We start from the raw sequence: 16,857 nt of genomic DNA, 5'->3' as shown, positions 1-16,857 counted from the left end.
AATGTGATTTTTTCATTGTTTTCTCCTATGTAGGTAACTTAAAAAATAAAAGCCAATGGGTGTTATTGGCTTTACCTGATTTGTGACCGATTAAAGGTTGATGGCCAATAGTTTTAATGATTTCGCTAACAGGGATTTGCGTTTCGTTCCATTTAAAAACAAGCGTGCCGTTGTCGTCTAATACGCGCATACATTCATCAAAGCCTTTTTTGAGTTGGGTTTGCCAATCCTGATCAAGTCGCCCATACTTTTTTATTAGCCACGCATTATCACCGCCAACTTTCAAATGTGGTGGATCAAAGACGACAAGTTTGAAAGATTTATCGGGGTAGGGCATCTTGGTAAAATCGTGGATAACGTCAGGCTTTATCTCAAGTTTACGGAGTTTATCCCTATCTTTCATTGTGGTTTCAAGTCGTCTATTATCGGCAAACAACACATTCGGATTTTGCTTGTCAAACCAAAACATACGGCTACCACAACAGGCATCTAAAATAGGTTTCTGCATAATTTATTCCAAATAAAAAGCCTAACTTGCTAGGTTAGGCAGGTAAGTCATCTTCTTTAATAAATACGCCATCGATCATCTTTCCTTTTCGATCTTTTATTTGCTCGTAGGCATACTGTAGGCATTCGTTAAAATCTAAATAAAATTTAGTAGAGAGTAAAAATAACGTTCCGATAGTTAAGGCAAGATTATCAATGATGCTTTCCGCTTCTAACATTCCGATAGAGTGAGATAAATTCCCGATATTCTTAGAGATTAATAAGAGCGTTGAATCTTTTTCTTCATCAGATATTTCACCATCACTTAAACCTACGCTGACTACGTTAAGCAAACTCGGGATATTAATCGCATTACTGAGTTGTCGATTCATAATAATCATTACTACCATACAATCACCAATGCTATCTTTAATGATTTCAGGCTTATTTTTTGACACTCCGCCACATAATTCGCCAAATTCTTCAAGTAGTTTTAGCATTTGTTTGTGTGTTGTTGAGCCTGTAATTAAATTTCGCTCTTCAGCCCATTGTTCTATTTTTTGAATAATGTCTTCCATTTTATTTCCTTGTGATAATAAAAAAGCCACTTGTTACAGTGGCTTGTTAGTCTTCAGGTGGACTTGGTAATGGTTGCCAAAATTCTGTCGTAGCAATACCTAAAATTAAATTTAATTTTTACATTCTTTAATCTCCCAATTTAGTGTCAAAATAATGTTTAATTAATTTCTTTATACCACGTTGCCTATATTTGCTATTTGAATAGAACCATAAACCAGTGGAAGGGTAATAATTAATTACCCCTTTCTTAGTATTAATTTGTAGATGAGTATCGCTACAAGATTTAAAGGGGATACCGTTTACAGTTAATAATACTTTACCATTAATCTTGTTTTTAAAGCATTTCTCTTGTCTAGCAGAGCGTAGCTCTCTAAACATTTCACCCATATCACTCATTTTTATATTCCACTTTATAATTTAGAAGCGCTTTAGCCATTGTTTGGGCTTCTTCTTTTTTCATAAACACTAGCCTACGGTTCAATAAGTTATTCATTCCTTTTCTCCAATAAAAAACCGCTATTTAGCGGTTTTATTATCTTCTGCAACAAGTTCTAATTCTTCCCATTTGACAAGATAACCACCGTGGCGGCTAGAATTTCCCTCTTGCTCCCATCGCTTATTCTGTGCCACTTGCTCTTCAGTCAATACGCAAATTTTGCCCAATGGCATATAGCAATTTTCTTTATCGGCTTGAACTTCGCCGATTTGCCCACGCCATCTTACCTGTGAGCCAACAGGGAACGGCAATGTGTAGCCGTTTTGTGTTATCCATTCTGCTTGCATTTTTTCCTCGTGCCTGCGTGCATCATATTCTAGTGATTTGTTGACAAATTCTTGCGCTTCTTGAAAGCTCCAGCTGTCGTATCTAATGAATCGTTCTGCAGCATCTTCATCATCACCACCTTGCCAATGCTTAAGGATGCTTTGATATAAGCAAAATTCTGTAATATCTAGCGTGTCATCATAATATTTCGTCTCCTCCTCTACTGCCTCTGCAAATTCTTCGGCATAATTTTTCTTAACCCACTCTTGCAAAAATAGTTCAAAGGCATTTCCTTCAAGAGTTGGTCTTGGGACTTCAGGTATCCATTTATTATTGGTTAGCATTTTTTCTCCTGTTTTTATATAATCCACAACTGGCACACTTACCGCTTGCTGTGGCTCAAACTGCTTACCAAGTGCAAGGCTCGCGTAGCCAATAATGTCTTCCCAGTGGTCACTAAAGTTTTCATCACCGTTATAAATTCGGGTGAGCTTGGCGGCAATCATTGTGGCGGCGTAGGCTTTGACTTTGTTGCGTTCAAAAAGCTGACTATTAATAATTGGTTTAATCAGGTGATAAAAGGTTTCTGCACCGCTGACAAAATCGCCGTGCGTTTTTTCTCGTTCGTTGAGTAGTTCGTTTGTGTTCATTTTTTACCTCGTAAAAAAAGCCCTCAACTGAGGGCATTTGTCTAAAAAATTGTCTAGATTTCGTCTAGGATTGTCTAAGCTAGACAAGTTAAATTAGGATTATTTCAACGCATCTTTCAACGCATTCAGCGCATTATCAAGCTCTGTTGAGGTATCAAGGAGTTCATTTAAGAGTCTTTCATATTTTCCTTTAGTTTGTACCGCATTAAGGATTAATGGATCGAGAATTGCCCTTAAATTATGCTTCTCTACAGCTTCTTGTTTTTTGGCTTTTGCTAGCTCCGCTGCTTGTTTTGCTAAATTTTCTAACATTTCAGGCGATAATTTTTCTAATTGTTGCATATTTTTTTCCTTTGTTTTTGGTGTAATTGGGGATGTTGGACGTAATTCTTTTTTTAGGTCGAGTTTTGCAATCCAAAGTTTCGGCCCGTATTTGTTACTTGTGATTCTAATCAATCCAAATTCTTGCAGATCGTTGAGAATTAACTTTGTTTCGTCATCAGTTAAGTGGATAGAACCACATTTCCTGTTCTTAAATGATTTTTCCGCGTCAATAATGCGTCCCTGCCGAGTTCTATTGCTCCATAGGACTTCCAGAAATACTGTGGCAACATTCGCTAATCTAATCCCGAGTTTGTTTGCCTTAATATATTCATCAATCACCTTTTTCATATTTTTCACTGTATAATCTCCATAAATTAATCCCGCACTTTGGTTAGTAATACAATCATTGCCTAATAGCTCCACCCGTTTTTTATCAATGAATAACGCTGCAGAAATAGCGTCATTGAAAGAGGGAAAAAAGACAGTAGAACCATTAAGTGAGATTTGAGGCGTAAAATTATTATTTTGAGTTTTTATTACGCCAATAAACCCTGATTTGCTCTTAAAAGCTCCGCGTAATAAATAGGAATACCATTTGTCTGATGTGTAAAAGAGGCTCATACCACCCTCCTAACTATTAATTTTCGGCTTTCAACGCCTTAAGTGCGGTCAAAAATTCGGGAATATGGTAATCAAACGCTTCCATCAATGCTTGATTTCGTTCTACCGTGAATAAATAAAGCGGCTGCTTTTGATATTCGGGGCAGTAGCTGACAAAATCCCACGTTTCATAGCCTGTTACCCACAGATTCGCTTGCACTTGGATAATATATTCAAGCGGTATGCCCCCTTCAATAATGTAAGTAATGTGTGTACTCATTTTCGGGCATTTAATTTCTAACCCTTTTTTCAGTTCGGGAATGAGTCCATCAGGGCTAACCATTACTTCTCGTTTCTCATCAAGGTACACGCCGCCGACTTGCTGTACTTTGTTGCCAGTCAAGAACTCATAAGCACCGCGTGCAAGCGGTTCAAGCTGGTTGCCACGCTCCATATAATCAGATTTATAACGGCTGTCAGGTAAACCTAAAATGCTTTCTTCGACCAACTCGGCAAGGTATTTTATATAGGTAGCGGATCTATCGCCGCTTATTCGCACGATATTTTTGAACCCCGTACCGGTGGGAATGCCTAGCCGTGCGGCTAGCCATTCTTCCGAGCCTTGTTCACAATCAAGGGTGATCAAACCGTCTATCATAGTGGGATTTCCTCACTTGTTTTGTTATCAGCATTTTGTGCAGATTCATCTAATCGCCCGTTAAGGGTTTTGATAAAGTGTTCTGCTTTCGCTTTTGACAACTGCTCAATGCTTTGCACACCGTAGTAGGCAAAGGCTTTTTCAGTGTCGGTGTTCGTGAGCTGAATAAGCTGATTGAGGGTGTCGATTTGTTCAGATGTGGCTAATTCGACTGCTTGCCCTTCAATCACATTCGGTTTTGGTGTTACATTTAACGGTTCTTTTTGATTTTCTACAATGCGTTCAGCTTCGTCTTGGTCGTAAATACCTGTAAAGCCAAAAGCTAACCTTGCGCATTGGATCATTGCTTTATGGCGGAGCATTCGTTTTGGGTGTGATTTCCACGGTTGCGTGTTGCGGCTACATTCGCTCATATATTCCGTAACTGTCGTTGGGCGAGTGCGGTCTTTACGGTAGATATTACAGGTGCAACTGTTATCATCATTAAAGGTAAATTCAATACCGTCAAATTGTGGGTGGTCGTTCATAATGCGAGACCAACCATCCACGCCGACAATCGGCACAATGCCACCGTTATTTGGGAAGGCGTAGATTTCATTTGTCCAAGGGTTTAAGCCGTGTTGGTTAGCAACAACCAGTAGGGCGGTCATTTGGTCGGGGCTTACATTTTGCCCACGAAAGGCAGTCGCCATTAGGGTTTGTGGTAGATTTTCGCTACTGCCCATTTCAAAGCGTTCAGCGAGTTTATTTGTTAATGTTTGAAGTGCTGTTGTCATATTATTTTCCTTTGTTTGCTATTAAATCTGTTGTTATTCCGCAATAATGCCCGTCGCAGTCTGAGCCTAAATCTAATTCATATGCACACCACAACAAGCTGACAATCATTAAAATTCTGAACATAATTTCACCTTTTCACTGAATTTAGGTTGAACGAAACCGCCACACGGTTCACGGGGAAGTGCGGTCGGTTTTGGTTGAGTTTTAGAAATCGAGATAATTTCTTGTTGGGGTGATTTTTGGAATCACTCTTTGCCAGTTGAGCTTGGTAGAGCGTTTGAATGGCTCAATCAGGCGTTGCATTGTGGCTTGGCTTTCCTCGTGGTGGCGGTGATATTCGTGAGCGTGGCTGTACACGCTGCCGCTGAAAGTAGAGCCAATGGAATTGAGCGGTTCGTAAAGCTCGGCGAGTAGCGTGTTCATTCGTTTATGACTGAACCAGAGCCACGCGAGCTGTTCGAGTTCGTACTCGGTAAACTCAAACGTATATTTCTTTTCAGGTTCGGGCAAGACAAGTTGTCTTTGCTCTAAACTATATTTCCCTGTTTTTCTAATCTGTGGTAATACTTCTTCAAATACCCAAGCCTCAAATGGCTCTGCTTCAGGTTTGCGTGATTTGATGATTAGGCGGTATAGGTTTGGTTCGTTGATATAAACCATTTCTTGATCACCGCTTGTGGTAGGGGAGTAACGTTTCGTTACCCCCTTAGATTTGCAGTGATCTTTTAATGCTTTACTATCATTTGCATATCCTAAAATATCACAGACATCTTTACCGCAAAACCAGAATTCCTGATTTGGATCAGTAATAACTCGTACTTTAGAAGCTTTGAAATTGAATGATAAGAATTGGATTTGATTTGACATTTTATGCTCCGAATAATTTAGTTTAGTAATCCGATACCTTAGTAGGGTGTCGGGCTTCAACTACCGTATTCGGACGGCGGAACTTATTCCCCAGAGGGTATTGTATTAGGTTCTCTCGACCCGACATAGATTACTATGTAAATTTAGGGCATAAAAAAACCGCTTGCTGTCGGGTGCGGATTACCGCCGAATATTGTAGTGCGGTTATCTTAATCCGAAGTTTGGGCGGTGTCAAATAAAAAATAATTAGTAAATACTAAAGAACTCTTGCTTATTTATGAAGTATAAACTACAATAATCTTGTTTTTGGAATGGTTCTAAAAATGAGAAGCCCGACTGAAATCGGGCATCAAAAAAGGAGTTAGGATATGTATTTGAAGCTCGCAATCCTAATTATCCTGCTAATGGTGGCAATGCCAGCATTCTAGGATAAACCTGCGGGGGATATGTGGAAGTGTCCCCCAATGGCTCCTACTATAAACCGTTAATTCATTAAATGCAAGAGGTTAATATGTCTCGTGGTCGTCCTAAATCAGGTTTAACGCGTCAAGAACAGCAAGAAAAAAGCGATAAAAAACGCGGCGTACGTTTGGCTGGTTTTAAGTTGAAAGAAGAAACCATTTCACGCTTAGCAGAATTAAGCGAACGCACAGGAAAATCAAAAACCGCCCTAATTGAAGAGATGATTTGGAACTATTAAATTTACTGTTGTCTTAATCCGAAGTCGGGCGGTTGTAAAGTCTTATTTTTTCACAATCGTTGCCGTAATCCCCAACGCTTTCACTGGGGCAAAATACGCTCTTAATTGTTCAATGGTGCCGATAAATGGGATTTCTTGGGCTGAGATTTTAAGAATAAATTGCGTTGCCGCAGGTAGCGTTTCTTGCGTTGGTGTTTGCGGTTCAATATGCGCCGTGTTTTCATTGGTTTCTATTTTCTCGTTGGTTTGTGATGCGTTAAGGTTGGCTTCCGCTTCTGCACGTGCTTTTGCTTCTTGCTCTGCTTTCGCTTTTATTTCGGCTTCACGTTTTTCTTCATCGGCAATGCGTGCTTGAATGATAGGTTCAAGTTCGTCATCACCAGTAATCAGATTGAGCCAATCCTTAAAGAGATACTCATAAGAGATTGGAATTAGCTTGCGACGTGCGGAAAGTCGAGCAGCTTCTGTTGCAATTTCTGCCGCAATAAGGGTTTCTTCGGCATTCACAGCTTTCGTGAGAGTGGCAAGGGTGCTACGGCGTTTAGTGGCTTCTTCTAAGCGTTTTTTGATAGTAGCTTTTGGAATAACCTGTTCAAGGGCAATACACACATCGCTTTCAAAACCTGATTTGACCGCTGAAATTCGCTCAAAAGCCCCATTGACAATGTTTGTTTTAATCTCTGCTTCTTTGGTTTTCACTAATTTTTCACGCTCTAAACGAGCTTGGCGGAAGCGTTCGGCAATGTCTTGGGCTTGCTCAAGCAATTTGTTAATATCACCTTGCTGTGCATTTTTAATTGCTTCACGTGTTTTATCTTCTAGCTCCTTTAGTAACTTAACCTCTTCTTTAGCACGACCGAAGTCATCATCCGTTTCAAAGGTTTGTGTGAGCGTTGATAAAAACTGCTCAGCTTGTTTTTCAAAGTCGGTAATATTGCAAGCAAGCACTTTGCTTTCTGTGCTAATAATTAACTCAAATTTTTGGTTTTCCATTTATCCTCTCCCATAACAGTTATTTTTCCAATAATCGCAATCATCATCGCAAGGCTCGAAGTTATCGCTATCATCAGGCTCTATTTCATCTTCGCCTTGTTGACTAAATTGCTCGTAGTAGTCTTGGTCGCTGTCGCATTGCCAAGCACTTAAAAATCTGCGGCGCTTCATTGTGTTGCCTCATAATTTTGTAAAGTTGTCTTCGAAAAAGAGCGTAACCCCTCGCTGTTTACACGTTTTTATTTTCTCTTTAAACTCAGATGTTTCTTTTGCCATTTGGGGCGAATGGCAAACAGGCGTGCGATAAATATTTAAATTTGTTTTGAGATTGGCGATGTAGCCACGAAAGCCACCGTCATTAGCATAAATGCCGACTTCATAAGCGAGGTTAGTATTACTCATTGATTTTCTCCTGCAAAAGTGCGGTTGATTTTTTGAGATATTTTTCAATCTCAGGTGTCAAATTAGGTTGTAAATCACTGTGTTCTTGTTGCCATTCAAGATTTGCTTGGCGTTGCATTTCGGCGATTTGTTCTTGGCTAAATCCAAGGGCAGTGTAGTGTTCTTCTAGGCTTTGGGCGTAGGTTTCGGCAAGCCTTAGCACAAAGATGATGACAAATAAGATAAGTACAGTTTTTAGTGTGTGTTTGAGGAGTTCATTCATTTTTTGTTTCCTTTTCTTATAAAAAAGCCCACCTGTTACAGTGGGCAAACGGAGTATGTCTACACGGGGTTTAACGTCTTTCCGCAAGACGTATGAGTTTCTCCTATTTCTCATTCAAAACCGCACTCAGAGCCACGAGGAAAAGACATTAGGAAAAACAAGGCTAAGAATGCGGTTTTGAATAATGCCTAGATTAAGAGGCTCTAGGCTGCCCGTCGTGAATCAAAGTTGCGGTATGCCAATCCGCTGTTAAGTCAAATGCCTTAGTTTTATATAAGGCTTGTCTTTACTGGCTAGGTAAAGCCGTCATAAGAACCTATCCTAGGGGCTTCGTAGTGGTGTGCTACTGCTTTCTCCTATATAGGCAAAACACTTGCTTTCGGTTATCGCTTGGGCGATTAGTTCGGGTTTTCAATCCGTTCTGTTGAGCGGTGGGTCTAAATTGTCCACGCTTTGACTAACTCTCACCATCAGGTAATTGCTTGCGTGATAACGTGCCACAAGTGTTTGTTTAAATTGTTAAAGAGCAAATTCGGTTAAAGAAACCTTTATTAAAACCCATTAGGGCTTGAATAAAGGCTCTTTTGAGCCTAGGCGGTAACCATATATAAGCTAGTGAAGTAGCGTTTTGTGCAAAGATCTTTATCTCCATTATTCACGCCTAGATTTAAGCAATTCATCGCCGCATAGATTTTATTTTTGGCTTCTGTTTTCATTTCATTTGCAACATCAGCAGGCAAAGTAACGGTTGCTGAAAGCTCCATACGCTCATTGATTTTTGCGACCACTTTCCAGCCTTGCGGTAACACTTTTTTCACTTCTGCCATAATTTCTTTTTTCATTTGTTGGTTGATGTAAGCCATTTTGTTTTTCCTCGTTGTTTCGTTTTGATGGGTGTATTATGTACCATTGGTTCATATCTGTAAAGAACTTTTTGTTCATTTTGTAAAAAGAAAAGTACCAAAAGTACATATATTGTTGATTTTTAAAGAAAAATAATTTTAAAAAATTTGTTTGATTGCTTGTTTTTTATACAAATGGAGAGGTTAAAGGAGCGTTCTTCTGAAATAGCAGGGGGAAATGAACGGATAAAAGTCGGCTGATAGCTATTACAGTTAATAAAATGGTGGCATTCAAGATAATGTTTTAGGTGATTTGTTGTGGTTTCAATGAGTTAGGAACAGAAATTAAGTTTTTTCTAGGTGTTAATTCAAGATAATTGGTGTAGTTTGATACCATTTTCGTGGCGTTACGAAAATGGTTTTAGGGGATTTGGGCAAAAGAAAACCGCCACGAGGGCGGTTTTGTCAGACATTTTTAGCAAAAGCGATAAGATCGCTATCATTATTCCAATCAATATGCTGAATTTTAAACTTGTCAAATGTTCGCCTGATCGCATTTAGTATATTGGTTTTATTTGCTGTATCTGGAGTATCAAGAGCAAATAAAATATTTTCTTTTTTAAGCAACCCCTCATCATCAGCACGATTGATTTTAGCAACCCAACTATCACAATGCTCTATCATACTAGGGCTTTCAATTTGATCAAATGCCAAAGGTTTAACGGCTTTTAATATTTCTTGTTCATCTTTATTTTTTAAAGCTAGAGGTAATGTGAATTTTGCCATTTCTCCTTTTACTGTATGCTGCTTATAGTTCAATAGAAGCTGATTATTTTCTGCTTTGAACAAGGCTTTATAGTGTTTCAATATGGTTTGCTCTTGGCTTTCACTCTTTACTCCCGCATTTTGAATGAATTGCGTATAGAGCTGGTTAAAATACTCCAAGGGGTCATCTACAACACCAAAGGCGGCATTACTGTATTGAACAATACCTTCTTTTACATCAACGTAATGGTGAAAAAAGCGGGCCATTTCTTGAGAGTTAAATGTAAAATGTTGGTTAACAATATAGTCTAATTCTTGATTAATTGTTTCCCTTACGCTTTCAAATAGCTTGCTACGATAAAAGAAATCGGTTACCCGTTTATTATTTTTATTTACAAGACGATAAGTTAGCTTTTTACGTTCAGGCTCGCACATCAATAAGCCAACATTGACGAATTCGCCTGTTTCAAAGTAAGGACGATACCTTACAAAGCTGTATAGGATAGGTTTTTTCATTCTATGTTGTCCCAATAGTGTTCTTCAGTAATACGTGTTAAAAGTTGTTTAATTTTTTGAATCTGATCTTCCATTTTTTGAAAGTCCTCTTCATCAAAAGGAAACCAATCGTCTGGAATTTTCTGGTAAATATCAGCAAAATTTTCCAAGATGTCAATAGCTTTTTCTGTAAAATATTGTTTATCAATCCAATCTAACCGCCAACTTCGATTTTGTGGTGAAAAAATATGTTGAGAAAAATTAGCTTGCTCATCAAAAGCAAGGTTATGATCTATTACTAAAATTTCTTGACTAATTTCATCATACAGAAGGTTGATATTACCCGTTCCCACCATTGAAGCTGTTCTATCAGAATTTAATATCCAACGGTCAAACATGTAGAGCCATTTTTGATCTTGTTCACAAAGCATTTTGGCTTGTGCTGTCTTTGCCATTTTAGCTTTTTCAAAAAAAGGCGATGCAAAGGCTGTACCTAAAGGCAAATCACTTTGCCAACCTGGTGGAGCATATTGATTAGTTATTGATGTTATTTCCACAAAACTGATTTTAGGACAAGGTAATCCGATTCTTTCCGCTAATGTAGAACCAATAAATTCAGCTAATAGTTGAGCTATTGGCATCATTGCTTTTGTTTTAACAACAAACCATTGATCAGTTTCACTTTGACAAATAAAGGGTTTGGTTATCCCCATTTCTGTTCGTTCTCGAATAAAAACAATTTTATCCATTTTTTATTTATCTCTTTCTACGATAAATTTGACGTTCTACCATAGCTACGATCATTCTTATGATAGATTACAAATAGCTCCTATGCTCAACCGCCACGCCAATGATGCGAATTTCTTGTTTCATTGAACTAAGGGTTGGGAAATCTGGGTTAAGCGGAACAAGTTCAAAATGCGGATTACCTGATTCGGAAATTTCGCCTAATTCACGATAGCGTTTTAAGGTTGCTTCACCGTTTCCATTGACAGCGGCTACAAAATCACCGGGGTGAGGGTGTTTTCGAATGTCAATTAACACTAAATCCCCTTCGCTAAATTTAGGCTCCATCGATAAGCCGCTTATCCTCAAAAAGAACGCGTCTTCGCCTGCATCTATCTCTGTGTCAATATAGTTATAACCCATACTATCGTGAAAATCGCACGCTTCTGTCCACGTTCCTGCTTGAATTGAACTAATAAGGGGATAAGAGTGGGATTTTTTAACGTTCGCAGGAACAACATTTTGATCGCCAAATGTTAGCCATTCTGGTGTTACTCCTAAATATTTGGCAAGAGCATAAGTTTTACTCGGTGAGGGGGTTGTTTCTCCGCTAAACCATTTACTGACCGCTTTAGGCGTTACTCCAAGGATTTTAGCAATTTCTGCACCACGCCCCCACTCTGCTAAACCTTTTTCTTTACAAGCAAGATCTAATCGTTTAGCAAAATTCTCTCTGAATTTTTCTTCTGTAATCATTTTTTATCTCCGTACCATTGGTTCAATTATAAATAAATATTGAAGTACTTTCAGTTCTGATTTATTATGTACTTAATGTTCATATTTTTATGAGGGATTATGAAAACACTTACACAAATTATTGACCATATTGGAGCTTCAAATGTTGCTCAATTATGCGGTATTACTTCTCGGGCTGTGTATAAGTGGCGAGCTTCAAATACATTGCCAAGAACAGATTACACGGGAGAAACGCAATATGCAGAGAAACTAGCTAATGCTCTCAATAATAAAATAACGGCTGACGACATTAAGCGACTAGCGAACCCAGCTAATCCCTAATTTACCACCCCCACCCAAAAACAAAACCACAAAATCCACAAGGAATTTATGGCAATGAAGAAAACGATTATTGAAATGATTGAAAAGTGCCAAGGTGGAAAAGCTGCCGTGGCAGGCTTTCTTGGAATGACAGAACAGGCGTTGAATAACCGCCTTTATCAAACCAAAGGGCAACGCTTCACTTGCGAAGAATTGATTGCGATTGAACTTGAATATGGCGTGAGTGATTGGTCTGACGAAATTAACCGCCGTTTAGGCAAGGTGAGTTTTGTCGTACCGAACGAAAACGAAACAGATTTAGTCGAGCTATCGCAGTTACAACTGCAAGAACTTGCAGAGCGTGGAATTTTATTTGCCAAGCTCAACGAATTTTTAAGCGATGGTGTGCTAACACAAGAAGAGCAAGATGTATTGCACAAGTTGTTGCATAAATCACAACAGACTACGGCAAAAGCAATTGAAGTGGCAATTGCTATTCACAAGCAATAAAAAACCACCGTTGGAGCGGTGGCTTAATCTTATTAAGGAATTAGGTATGGATCAATTATCAATAATTTCAGAACAAAATGCAAGCATAAAAATGAGCAGTCGTGAGATTGCAGAATTATGTGAAAAACGCCACGACAATGTAAAAAGAACTATTGATATGTTGGCAGAAAAAGGTGTGATTGCTTTTCCTCAATTTGAGGAAAAGGCGACAAATGGGAGACCTAGCTTAGATTACATCTTTGTAGGAGAAAAAGGTAAGCGAGACACTTATGTTGTCGTAGCACAACTTTCACCTGAATTTACGGCTCGCTTGGTTGATCGCTGGCAAGAACTAGAAAATCAGCAAAAAAACACCGCACTTTTGCCTCAAAACTATTTGCAGGCATTAGAGGCATTGGTTGAGAAAGAACGGCAAAATCAAGCTCTTGCCTTAGAAAACAAGGATCTAAAACCTAAAGCAGCATTTGTTGAGCATTATGTTGAAGTTGGCACAAGCAAATCCCTGCGAGAAACCGCCAAAATCTTAAATATGCCGGAGAAAGCAATGATTATCCGCCTCATTGAAGATAAGGCGTTATACCGTCAATCTGGCAATCTCTTACCTTATGCAGATAAACAGCAACAAGGGTTATTTACGGTGAAAACGGGGACAACCGATCACGATCACAATTACACGCAAACACGAGTAACCGGCAAGGGTATTGAATGGATTGCACAACGTTATGCTTCGGAGTTAATGCTATGAGATTTAGCCAATATTTACGGCAATTAGGACAACCTATTGCGTACTATCCACAATTAGCAAAACCCTTGGGCGGAGTAACATCTGCAATTTTATTTGGACAATTATTCTTTTGGCAGGATAAAACCTCAAATCCATTAGGCGTATATAAAACACAAGCTGAACTCGAGCAAGAAACGGGGCTAACTCGTCGGGAGCAAGAAACAGCACGCAAAAAATTGGTCGAGCTAGGCATTTTAATTGAGACTCACAAACGCTTAGAACACCGTATTTATTTCAAACTGAATTTAGTTAAATTTGATGCGCTAATGGACGACATTCGGGAAGAAGCAAAACCGCCATTACCCAATGTCGCTAATGAACATTCCCCAATGGCGGAAAGCGACATTCGGGAAGAAGCAAAACCGCCATTCGTTAATACAGAGATTACTACAGAGACTACAAACAATAAAAAAACTTCGCAAAAAAAATCGCAAAGTGCGGTGGAAATTTTGGCAAGTTTTGGTATCGAGGGGGAGCTTGCAGAAGATTTTATTCAGCACCGAAAAGCCAAACGCGCAGTCATCACCAACACGGTAATGACACGACTGAAAAAACAAGCGGATTTAGCCAAATTGCCACTCGGGGAGGTAGTGGCGATGATGATTGAACGAGGCTGGCAAGGCTTTCAAGCCGATTGGGATTGGAAAAGTGCGGACAGCAAAAAGCCAAAGTTCAGCGATGATGACGATAGCTGGTGGCGTGGCAAAACCATTGAAATTCGGGGGTATTGATGAACCAAGTTAGTGCAACACAACTGCAAAATGCGATTGGGCGTGAACCAAACTATCACGCACCAGTGAGCAAGCAAGAAATCCCACCACACGTTGCTAAATTCGTCGATCGCTTGTTTGTTCGCCTGAAAGCGATATTCCCTGCTTGGCAAGCCGCATTTGATGGCGAAGAAGGCTACCAAGAAGCCAAGCACTTGTGGCTTGAAGCCTTGGTGAATAACGGGGTAACTACCGCAGCCCAATTCAAGCGTGGTATTGCACAAGCGGAACGTGAAAATAAACCATTTTTCCCAAGTGTGGGGCAGTTTATCACTTGGTGCAAACAAGACCGCTACGAGGCGTTAGGCTTGCCAAGCGAAGAGGAGCTTTACGACCGCCTTAAAAAATTCCAATCCTACGGAATGTTGGAAATCCACGAATTTAAATTTGAAAGCGATGCGGAATATTGGCTGCTTACCGATTTGTATTGTAACAATCGAGAAGCCTCAGAAGAAAAACTGAGAAAAGCCGTGAGCAAAGCATTGAAAGCAATGGCAGCACGCTTGGAAGCGGGGGAAACTTTACCTAAACCACAAATCACCTTGCCAAAGAAACCGAGTTTTATTACACCTGAAAAACAGCGTGAAATTAATTTGAAAGGGGCAGCAGCCTGTAAACAGATTTTAAACGGAGCAAGACAATGACAGAACAATTTGACCGTGATACTTGGCGCACGCCGAAATACGTTTTTGATTGGCTCTTACAGCGTTTTAACTGGTTTGATATTGACGGTTGTGCAAGTTATGAAAATGCCTTGACTTATCGCTATATCGGCAAACCTGCACCTGAAGATTATGATTATGCGGGTGGATTGGATAAAACGTGCGTAGCAACAGATTTTCTCGGTGAGGATTTATTCGAGCGATTGCTTGATGAAGTCGTGGAAACCTGCAATTTTCCTTTACGCATTTTCGTCAATCCGCCTTACTCCAACGTTACGCCGTTTTTAAAACGAGCAAAGGAACTACGAGACGCTGGGCATTTAGTCGTAATGTTACTCAATAACGATAAATCCACACAGTGGTATCAAAACCATATCCACAATGTGGCAAATGAAGTGATTGATATTATCGGCGGTCGTATTAATTTTCTCAACCCTATTACGGGCGAAGAAATCAAAGGTAACAGCAAGGGGCAAATGGTTGTCGTGTTTGACCCAGCGATGGAAGATTTTGTGCAACGTTCGGTGAGTTTGGATTTTATTAAAAAGTGCGGTGGGTATGGAAACTAAACAACGCTTTTTCTTGCGTAATGCGCGCATACAGCAAAATGCGATTGGGGCAATACATTCCCTTACCTTAGATGAACAAAGCCCTGTGGTGGTGGAAATAAAGCCCTTAACACGTACATTGGCACAGAATGCAAAACTGCACGCAATGCTAACGGATATTGCTAAGCAATGCACCTTTAACGGCAAGAAGCAAACGTTGGGCACGTGGAAAATGCTTTTTGTGAGCGGACATAACATTGCCACTGGTGAGCAAGCAGAGATGGCAATTGGGTTTGAAGGGGAAGTGGTGAATTTACGTGAAAGTACTGCAGAAATGGGCGTGAAGCGGTCAGCAAGTTTGATTGAGTATATTCAGGCTTGGGGCGTGAGTAACGGCGTAAGATTTAGCGATAGACAAGGGTTTTATGGGTATTAAAAACCGCACCGAAGTGCGGTTGGATTTTGGGGCGTTTTTAGAAATCAAGCAGTTTTCTTGTTGGGTTGATTTTAGGAATAACCCGTTGCCAATTGAGTTTTTTCGATTGAACAAATGGCTGAATTAAACGCTGTAGTGTGGCTTGGGTTTCTTCATAATGGCGTTTGTACTCGTGAGCGTGGCTATACACTGTTCCACTAAATGTTGAACCAATAGCATTAAGTGGGGAATAAAGTTCAGTAAGTAGGGTGTTCATTCTCTTTTGGCTGAACCATAGCCAAGCAAGTTGTTCAAGTTCGTACTCAGTGAATTCAAAGGTGTATTTTTTCTCAGGCTCAGGTAAAGCAAGTTGTTGGGGATTTTGCAAGCTGTATTTACCTGTTTTGCGGATTTGTGGGAGAACTTCTTCAAATACCCAGTTTTGGAATGATTTTGCGATTGGTTTTTCACTACGAAAAATGATCCGATATAAATTAGGTTCATTGATGAAGGCAGTTTTACGTTGTTTTTCATCTTTTGCCAACGTGTACGCTAGACGTACACCTTGAGGATCTAGCATTTGGCTTTGAACTCTACGGGAATTTTGGATTTGAAAAATTCTGCAAACATCAAGTAAACAGAAAAACGGTTGATTATCGAAAACTTCAACACGAACAGGGCTTGAATTAAAGTTGAAAAGTTGGTTTGACATACTGTATTTCCTTTTGAATAGGTTGGGCGGATAGGGTGTTCAAAACCGCTACAGTGACGGCGTGGGTATTGGTTATTTCCTCACCACCCTATCCATAGATTGAGTTTATTGTTTGTATTGAATTTGGTTGAGAAAAGGAGAAACACCAAATTTCAGATACAAAAAAATCACATTGACGCAGTGAGTAGCGACTGTAGTTATTTTTAAAGGCGTTTTGAAGCACCTTTGAAATAAATCTTACTCGGGAATAATGATACTGTCAAGATTAGAGGAAATAATGATGTTTAATTTTGAGAGAAATCCCTAACTTCTTAGGGCGTTCGACAGCTCAAAACTAGCAAACAGACTAGCGGAGTTATTCCCTTGCGGTGTTGTATTCCTCGCACTGTCGATCATTGATATTAATTGTTGTTTTTGTATCAGGTATGAGAAATAGGAGGAACCCAGATACAAAAAAATCACGCTAACGGGGTGAATTACCGCTGTTTGTAAGGCTTTTGAGACCTGTGGT

Annotated in this window: 25 protein-coding genes; 8 read left to right on the top strand and 17 right to left on the bottom strand. The window is 39.6% G+C overall.

All coding sequences use genetic code 11. From position 1 onward, the window contains the following. Positions 1 to 25 precede the first annotated feature (25 nt). From L5B76_RS11605 to L5B76_RS11570, 8 genes are all read right to left on the bottom strand, one after another. Positions 26 to 508, bottom strand: coding sequence for a class I SAM-dependent methyltransferase (locus tag L5B76_RS11605; RefSeq protein WP_265755626.1), 483 nt, complete (start codon positions 506 to 508; stop codon positions 26 to 28). A gap of 34 nt (positions 509 to 542) precedes the next feature. Then, on the bottom strand, positions 543 to 1,064 hold the full coding sequence (locus L5B76_RS11600; RefSeq protein ID WP_265755625.1) for a MazG-like family protein: 522 nt from the start codon (positions 1,062 to 1,064) through the stop codon (positions 543 to 545). A gap of 127 nt (positions 1,065 to 1,191) precedes the next feature. Further along, entirely contained in the window at positions 1,192 to 1,461 is a 270-nt protein-coding gene (locus L5B76_RS11595) for a hypothetical protein (RefSeq protein ID WP_265755624.1), read from the bottom strand. A 120-nt stretch (positions 1,462 to 1,581) separates the two neighbouring features. Next, on the bottom strand, positions 1,582 to 2,478 hold the full coding sequence (locus L5B76_RS11590) for a hypothetical protein (RefSeq protein ID WP_265755623.1): 897 nt from the start codon (positions 2,476 to 2,478) through the stop codon (positions 1,582 to 1,584). 99 nt (positions 2,479 to 2,577) lie between these two features. After that, positions 2,578 to 3,423 (bottom strand): hypothetical protein, encoded by an 846-nt coding sequence (locus L5B76_RS11585; RefSeq protein ID WP_265755622.1) that lies wholly within the window; start codon positions 3,421 to 3,423, stop codon positions 2,578 to 2,580. A 16-nt stretch (positions 3,424 to 3,439) separates the two neighbouring features. After that, complete coding sequence (locus tag L5B76_RS11580) at positions 3,440 to 4,060, bottom strand: YqaJ viral recombinase family protein (RefSeq protein WP_265755621.1); 621 nt, start codon at positions 4,058 to 4,060, stop codon at positions 3,440 to 3,442. Next, positions 4,057 to 4,836 carry a phage recombination protein Bet gene (bet, locus tag L5B76_RS11575; RefSeq protein ID WP_265755620.1) on the bottom strand — a complete coding sequence of 260 codons (780 nt, stop codon included), beginning with the start codon at positions 4,834 to 4,836 and terminating at the stop codon, positions 4,057 to 4,059. The genes L5B76_RS11580 and bet overlap by 4 nt, the downstream gene beginning before the upstream one ends. A 205-nt stretch (positions 4,837 to 5,041) precedes the next feature. Continuing rightward, positions 5,042 to 5,704, bottom strand: a complete 663-nt coding sequence (locus tag L5B76_RS11570) for a BRO family protein (RefSeq protein ID WP_265755619.1) — start codon at positions 5,702 to 5,704, stop codon at positions 5,042 to 5,044. A gap of 511 nt (positions 5,705 to 6,215) precedes the next feature. Between L5B76_RS11570 and L5B76_RS11565 the strand changes: the two genes are divergently transcribed. Then, positions 6,216 to 6,404 carry a ribbon-helix-helix protein, CopG family gene (locus L5B76_RS11565; RefSeq protein WP_021724201.1) on the top strand — a complete coding sequence of 63 codons (189 nt, stop codon included), beginning with the start codon at positions 6,216 to 6,218 and terminating at the stop codon, positions 6,402 to 6,404. A gap of 42 nt (positions 6,405 to 6,446) precedes the next feature. Here L5B76_RS11565 and L5B76_RS11560 read toward each other — a convergent pair whose 3' ends face one another. The 8 genes from L5B76_RS11560 to L5B76_RS11525 all read right to left on the bottom strand — a co-directional run bounded on the left by L5B76_RS11560 (position 6,447) and on the right by L5B76_RS11525 (position 11,645). Then, the gene (locus L5B76_RS11560) at positions 6,447 to 7,397 is read right to left on the bottom strand and encodes a hypothetical protein (protein WP_265755618.1); all 951 of its coding nucleotides are present in this window, start codon (positions 7,395 to 7,397) and stop codon (positions 6,447 to 6,449) included. Further along, positions 7,398 to 7,568, bottom strand: a complete 171-nt coding sequence (locus L5B76_RS11555) for a hypothetical protein (protein ID WP_250350360.1) — start codon at positions 7,566 to 7,568, stop codon at positions 7,398 to 7,400. 9 nt (positions 7,569 to 7,577) lie between these two features. Next, positions 7,578 to 7,799 (bottom strand): hypothetical protein, encoded by a 222-nt coding sequence (locus L5B76_RS11550; protein WP_250350359.1) that lies wholly within the window; start codon positions 7,797 to 7,799, stop codon positions 7,578 to 7,580. Next, on the bottom strand, positions 7,792 to 8,061 hold the full coding sequence (locus L5B76_RS11545; protein ID WP_265755617.1) for a hypothetical protein: 270 nt from the start codon (positions 8,059 to 8,061) through the stop codon (positions 7,792 to 7,794). Before L5B76_RS11545 ends, L5B76_RS11550 begins: the two co-directional genes overlap by 8 nt. Positions 8,062 to 8,651: 590 nt before the next feature. Next, positions 8,652 to 8,924 carry a hypothetical protein gene (locus L5B76_RS11540; protein ID WP_265755616.1) on the bottom strand — a complete coding sequence of 91 codons (273 nt, stop codon included), beginning with the start codon at positions 8,922 to 8,924 and terminating at the stop codon, positions 8,652 to 8,654. A 444-nt stretch (positions 8,925 to 9,368) separates the two neighbouring features. Next, positions 9,369 to 10,184 carry a DUF3037 domain-containing protein gene (locus L5B76_RS11535; protein WP_265755615.1) on the bottom strand — a complete coding sequence of 272 codons (816 nt, stop codon included), beginning with the start codon at positions 10,182 to 10,184 and terminating at the stop codon, positions 9,369 to 9,371. After that, positions 10,181 to 10,912 carry a HipA family kinase gene (locus L5B76_RS11530; protein WP_265755614.1) on the bottom strand — a complete coding sequence of 244 codons (732 nt, stop codon included), beginning with the start codon at positions 10,910 to 10,912 and terminating at the stop codon, positions 10,181 to 10,183. The genes L5B76_RS11535 and L5B76_RS11530 overlap by 4 nt, the downstream gene beginning before the upstream one ends. Before the next feature lie 67 nt (positions 10,913 to 10,979). Further along, a complete protein-coding gene (locus L5B76_RS11525; RefSeq protein WP_265755613.1) occupies positions 10,980 to 11,645 on the bottom strand; it encodes a LexA family protein in 666 nt (221 codons plus the stop codon). Between the two features lie 99 nt (positions 11,646 to 11,744). Here L5B76_RS11525 and L5B76_RS11520 point away from each other — a divergent pair, with 99 nt between their 5' ends. The 7 genes from L5B76_RS11520 to L5B76_RS11490 are packed head-to-tail and all read left to right on the top strand — an operon-like array spanning position 11,745 to position 15,655. Then, a complete protein-coding gene (locus L5B76_RS11520; RefSeq protein ID WP_046097532.1) occupies positions 11,745 to 11,966 on the top strand; it encodes a hypothetical protein in 222 nt (73 codons plus the stop codon). A 48-nt stretch (positions 11,967 to 12,014) separates the two neighbouring features. Beyond that, positions 12,015 to 12,455: a YmfL family putative regulatory protein gene (locus L5B76_RS11515; RefSeq protein ID WP_265755612.1), complete on the top strand. Its 441-nt coding sequence runs from the start codon at positions 12,015 to 12,017 to the stop codon at positions 12,453 to 12,455. Positions 12,456 to 12,501: 46 nt separating this feature from the next. Beyond that, on the top strand, positions 12,502 to 13,200 hold the full coding sequence (locus L5B76_RS11510) for a phage antirepressor KilAC domain-containing protein (RefSeq protein ID WP_265755611.1): 699 nt from the start codon (positions 12,502 to 12,504) through the stop codon (positions 13,198 to 13,200). Further along, positions 13,197 to 13,970, top strand: a complete 774-nt coding sequence (locus L5B76_RS11505; protein ID WP_265755610.1) for a DNA replication protein — start codon at positions 13,197 to 13,199, stop codon at positions 13,968 to 13,970. The genes L5B76_RS11510 and L5B76_RS11505 overlap by 4 nt, the downstream gene beginning before the upstream one ends. After that, entirely contained in the window at positions 13,970 to 14,653 is a 684-nt protein-coding gene (locus L5B76_RS11500; RefSeq protein ID WP_265755609.1) for a replication protein P, read from the top strand. The genes L5B76_RS11505 and L5B76_RS11500 overlap by 1 nt, the downstream gene beginning before the upstream one ends. Next, positions 14,650 to 15,240 (top strand): DNA N-6-adenine-methyltransferase, encoded by a 591-nt coding sequence (locus L5B76_RS11495; RefSeq protein ID WP_265755608.1) that lies wholly within the window; start codon positions 14,650 to 14,652, stop codon positions 15,238 to 15,240. The genes L5B76_RS11500 and L5B76_RS11495 overlap by 4 nt, the downstream gene beginning before the upstream one ends. After that, the gene (locus L5B76_RS11490) at positions 15,230 to 15,655 is read left to right on the top strand and encodes a recombination protein NinB (protein ID WP_265755607.1); all 426 of its coding nucleotides are present in this window, start codon (positions 15,230 to 15,232) and stop codon (positions 15,653 to 15,655) included. The genes L5B76_RS11495 and L5B76_RS11490 overlap by 11 nt, the downstream gene beginning before the upstream one ends. Positions 15,656 to 15,692: 37 nt before the next feature. On the opposite strand, the gene L5B76_RS11485 is transcribed toward L5B76_RS11490, so the two are convergent. After that, complete coding sequence (locus L5B76_RS11485; RefSeq protein ID WP_265755606.1) at positions 15,693 to 16,346, bottom strand: P22AR C-terminal domain-containing protein; 654 nt, start codon at positions 16,344 to 16,346, stop codon at positions 15,693 to 15,695. Positions 16,347 to 16,857 lie beyond the last annotated feature (511 nt).

The sequence above is a fragment of the Avibacterium sp. 21-594 genome, from assembly GCF_026226815.1.
Classification (GTDB): domain Bacteria; phylum Pseudomonadota; class Gammaproteobacteria; order Enterobacterales; family Pasteurellaceae; genus Avibacterium; species Avibacterium avium.
This window is presented reverse-complemented; position numbering and strand designations above follow the sequence as displayed.

What these genes read in the sequence shown, in the direction of transcription:
- L5B76_RS11515 (WP_265755612.1), top strand. Translation starts at nt 12,015, where the DNA reads ATGGCAATGAAGAAAACGATTATTGAAATGATTGAAAAGTGCCAAGGT.
- L5B76_RS11525 (WP_265755613.1), bottom strand. Translation starts at nt 11,645, where the DNA reads ATGATTACAGAAGAAAAATTCAGAGAGAATTTTGCTAAACGATTAGAT.
- L5B76_RS11495 (WP_265755608.1), top strand. Translation starts at nt 14,650, where the DNA reads ATGACAGAACAATTTGACCGTGATACTTGGCGCACGCCGAAATACGTT.
- L5B76_RS11510 (WP_265755611.1), top strand. Translation starts at nt 12,502, where the DNA reads ATGGATCAATTATCAATAATTTCAGAACAAAATGCAAGCATAAAAATG.
- L5B76_RS11485 (WP_265755606.1), bottom strand. Translation starts at nt 16,346, where the DNA reads ATGTCAAACCAACTTTTCAACTTTAATTCAAGCCCTGTTCGTGTTGAA.
- L5B76_RS11585 (WP_265755622.1), bottom strand. Translation starts at nt 3,423, where the DNA reads ATGAGCCTCTTTTACACATCAGACAAATGGTATTCCTATTTATTACGC.
- L5B76_RS11490 (WP_265755607.1), top strand. Translation starts at nt 15,230, where the DNA reads ATGGAAACTAAACAACGCTTTTTCTTGCGTAATGCGCGCATACAGCAA.
- L5B76_RS11565 (WP_021724201.1), top strand. Translation starts at nt 6,216, where the DNA reads ATGTCTCGTGGTCGTCCTAAATCAGGTTTAACGCGTCAAGAACAGCAA.
- L5B76_RS11535 (WP_265755615.1), bottom strand. Translation starts at nt 10,184, where the DNA reads ATGAAAAAACCTATCCTATACAGCTTTGTAAGGTATCGTCCTTACTTT.
- L5B76_RS11545 (WP_265755617.1), bottom strand. Translation starts at nt 8,061, where the DNA reads ATGAATGAACTCCTCAAACACACACTAAAAACTGTACTTATCTTATTT.
- L5B76_RS11570 (WP_265755619.1), bottom strand. Translation starts at nt 5,704, where the DNA reads ATGTCAAATCAAATCCAATTCTTATCATTCAATTTCAAAGCTTCTAAA.
- L5B76_RS11560 (WP_265755618.1), bottom strand. Translation starts at nt 7,397, where the DNA reads ATGGAAAACCAAAAATTTGAGTTAATTATTAGCACAGAAAGCAAAGTG.
- L5B76_RS11600 (WP_265755625.1), bottom strand. Translation starts at nt 1,064, where the DNA reads ATGGAAGACATTATTCAAAAAATAGAACAATGGGCTGAAGAGCGAAAT.
- L5B76_RS11595 (WP_265755624.1), bottom strand. Translation starts at nt 1,461, where the DNA reads ATGAGTGATATGGGTGAAATGTTTAGAGAGCTACGCTCTGCTAGACAA.
- L5B76_RS11500 (WP_265755609.1), top strand. Translation starts at nt 13,970, where the DNA reads ATGAACCAAGTTAGTGCAACACAACTGCAAAATGCGATTGGGCGTGAA.
- L5B76_RS11555 (WP_250350360.1), bottom strand. Translation starts at nt 7,568, where the DNA reads ATGAAGCGCCGCAGATTTTTAAGTGCTTGGCAATGCGACAGCGACCAA.
- L5B76_RS11590 (WP_265755623.1), bottom strand. Translation starts at nt 2,478, where the DNA reads ATGAACACAAACGAACTACTCAACGAACGAGAAAAAACGCACGGCGAT.
- L5B76_RS11505 (WP_265755610.1), top strand. Translation starts at nt 13,197, where the DNA reads ATGAGATTTAGCCAATATTTACGGCAATTAGGACAACCTATTGCGTAC.
- L5B76_RS11530 (WP_265755614.1), bottom strand. Translation starts at nt 10,912, where the DNA reads ATGGATAAAATTGTTTTTATTCGAGAACGAACAGAAATGGGGATAACC.
- L5B76_RS11580 (WP_265755621.1), bottom strand. Translation starts at nt 4,060, where the DNA reads ATGATAGACGGTTTGATCACCCTTGATTGTGAACAAGGCTCGGAAGAA.
- L5B76_RS11605 (WP_265755626.1), bottom strand. Translation starts at nt 508, where the DNA reads ATGCAGAAACCTATTTTAGATGCCTGTTGTGGTAGCCGTATGTTTTGG.
- L5B76_RS11540 (WP_265755616.1), bottom strand. Translation starts at nt 8,924, where the DNA reads ATGGCTTACATCAACCAACAAATGAAAAAAGAAATTATGGCAGAAGTG.
- bet (WP_265755620.1), bottom strand. Translation starts at nt 4,836, where the DNA reads ATGACAACAGCACTTCAAACATTAACAAATAAACTCGCTGAACGCTTT.
- L5B76_RS11520 (WP_046097532.1), top strand. Translation starts at nt 11,745, where the DNA reads ATGAAAACACTTACACAAATTATTGACCATATTGGAGCTTCAAATGTT.
- L5B76_RS11550 (WP_250350359.1), bottom strand. Translation starts at nt 7,799, where the DNA reads ATGAGTAATACTAACCTCGCTTATGAAGTCGGCATTTATGCTAATGAC.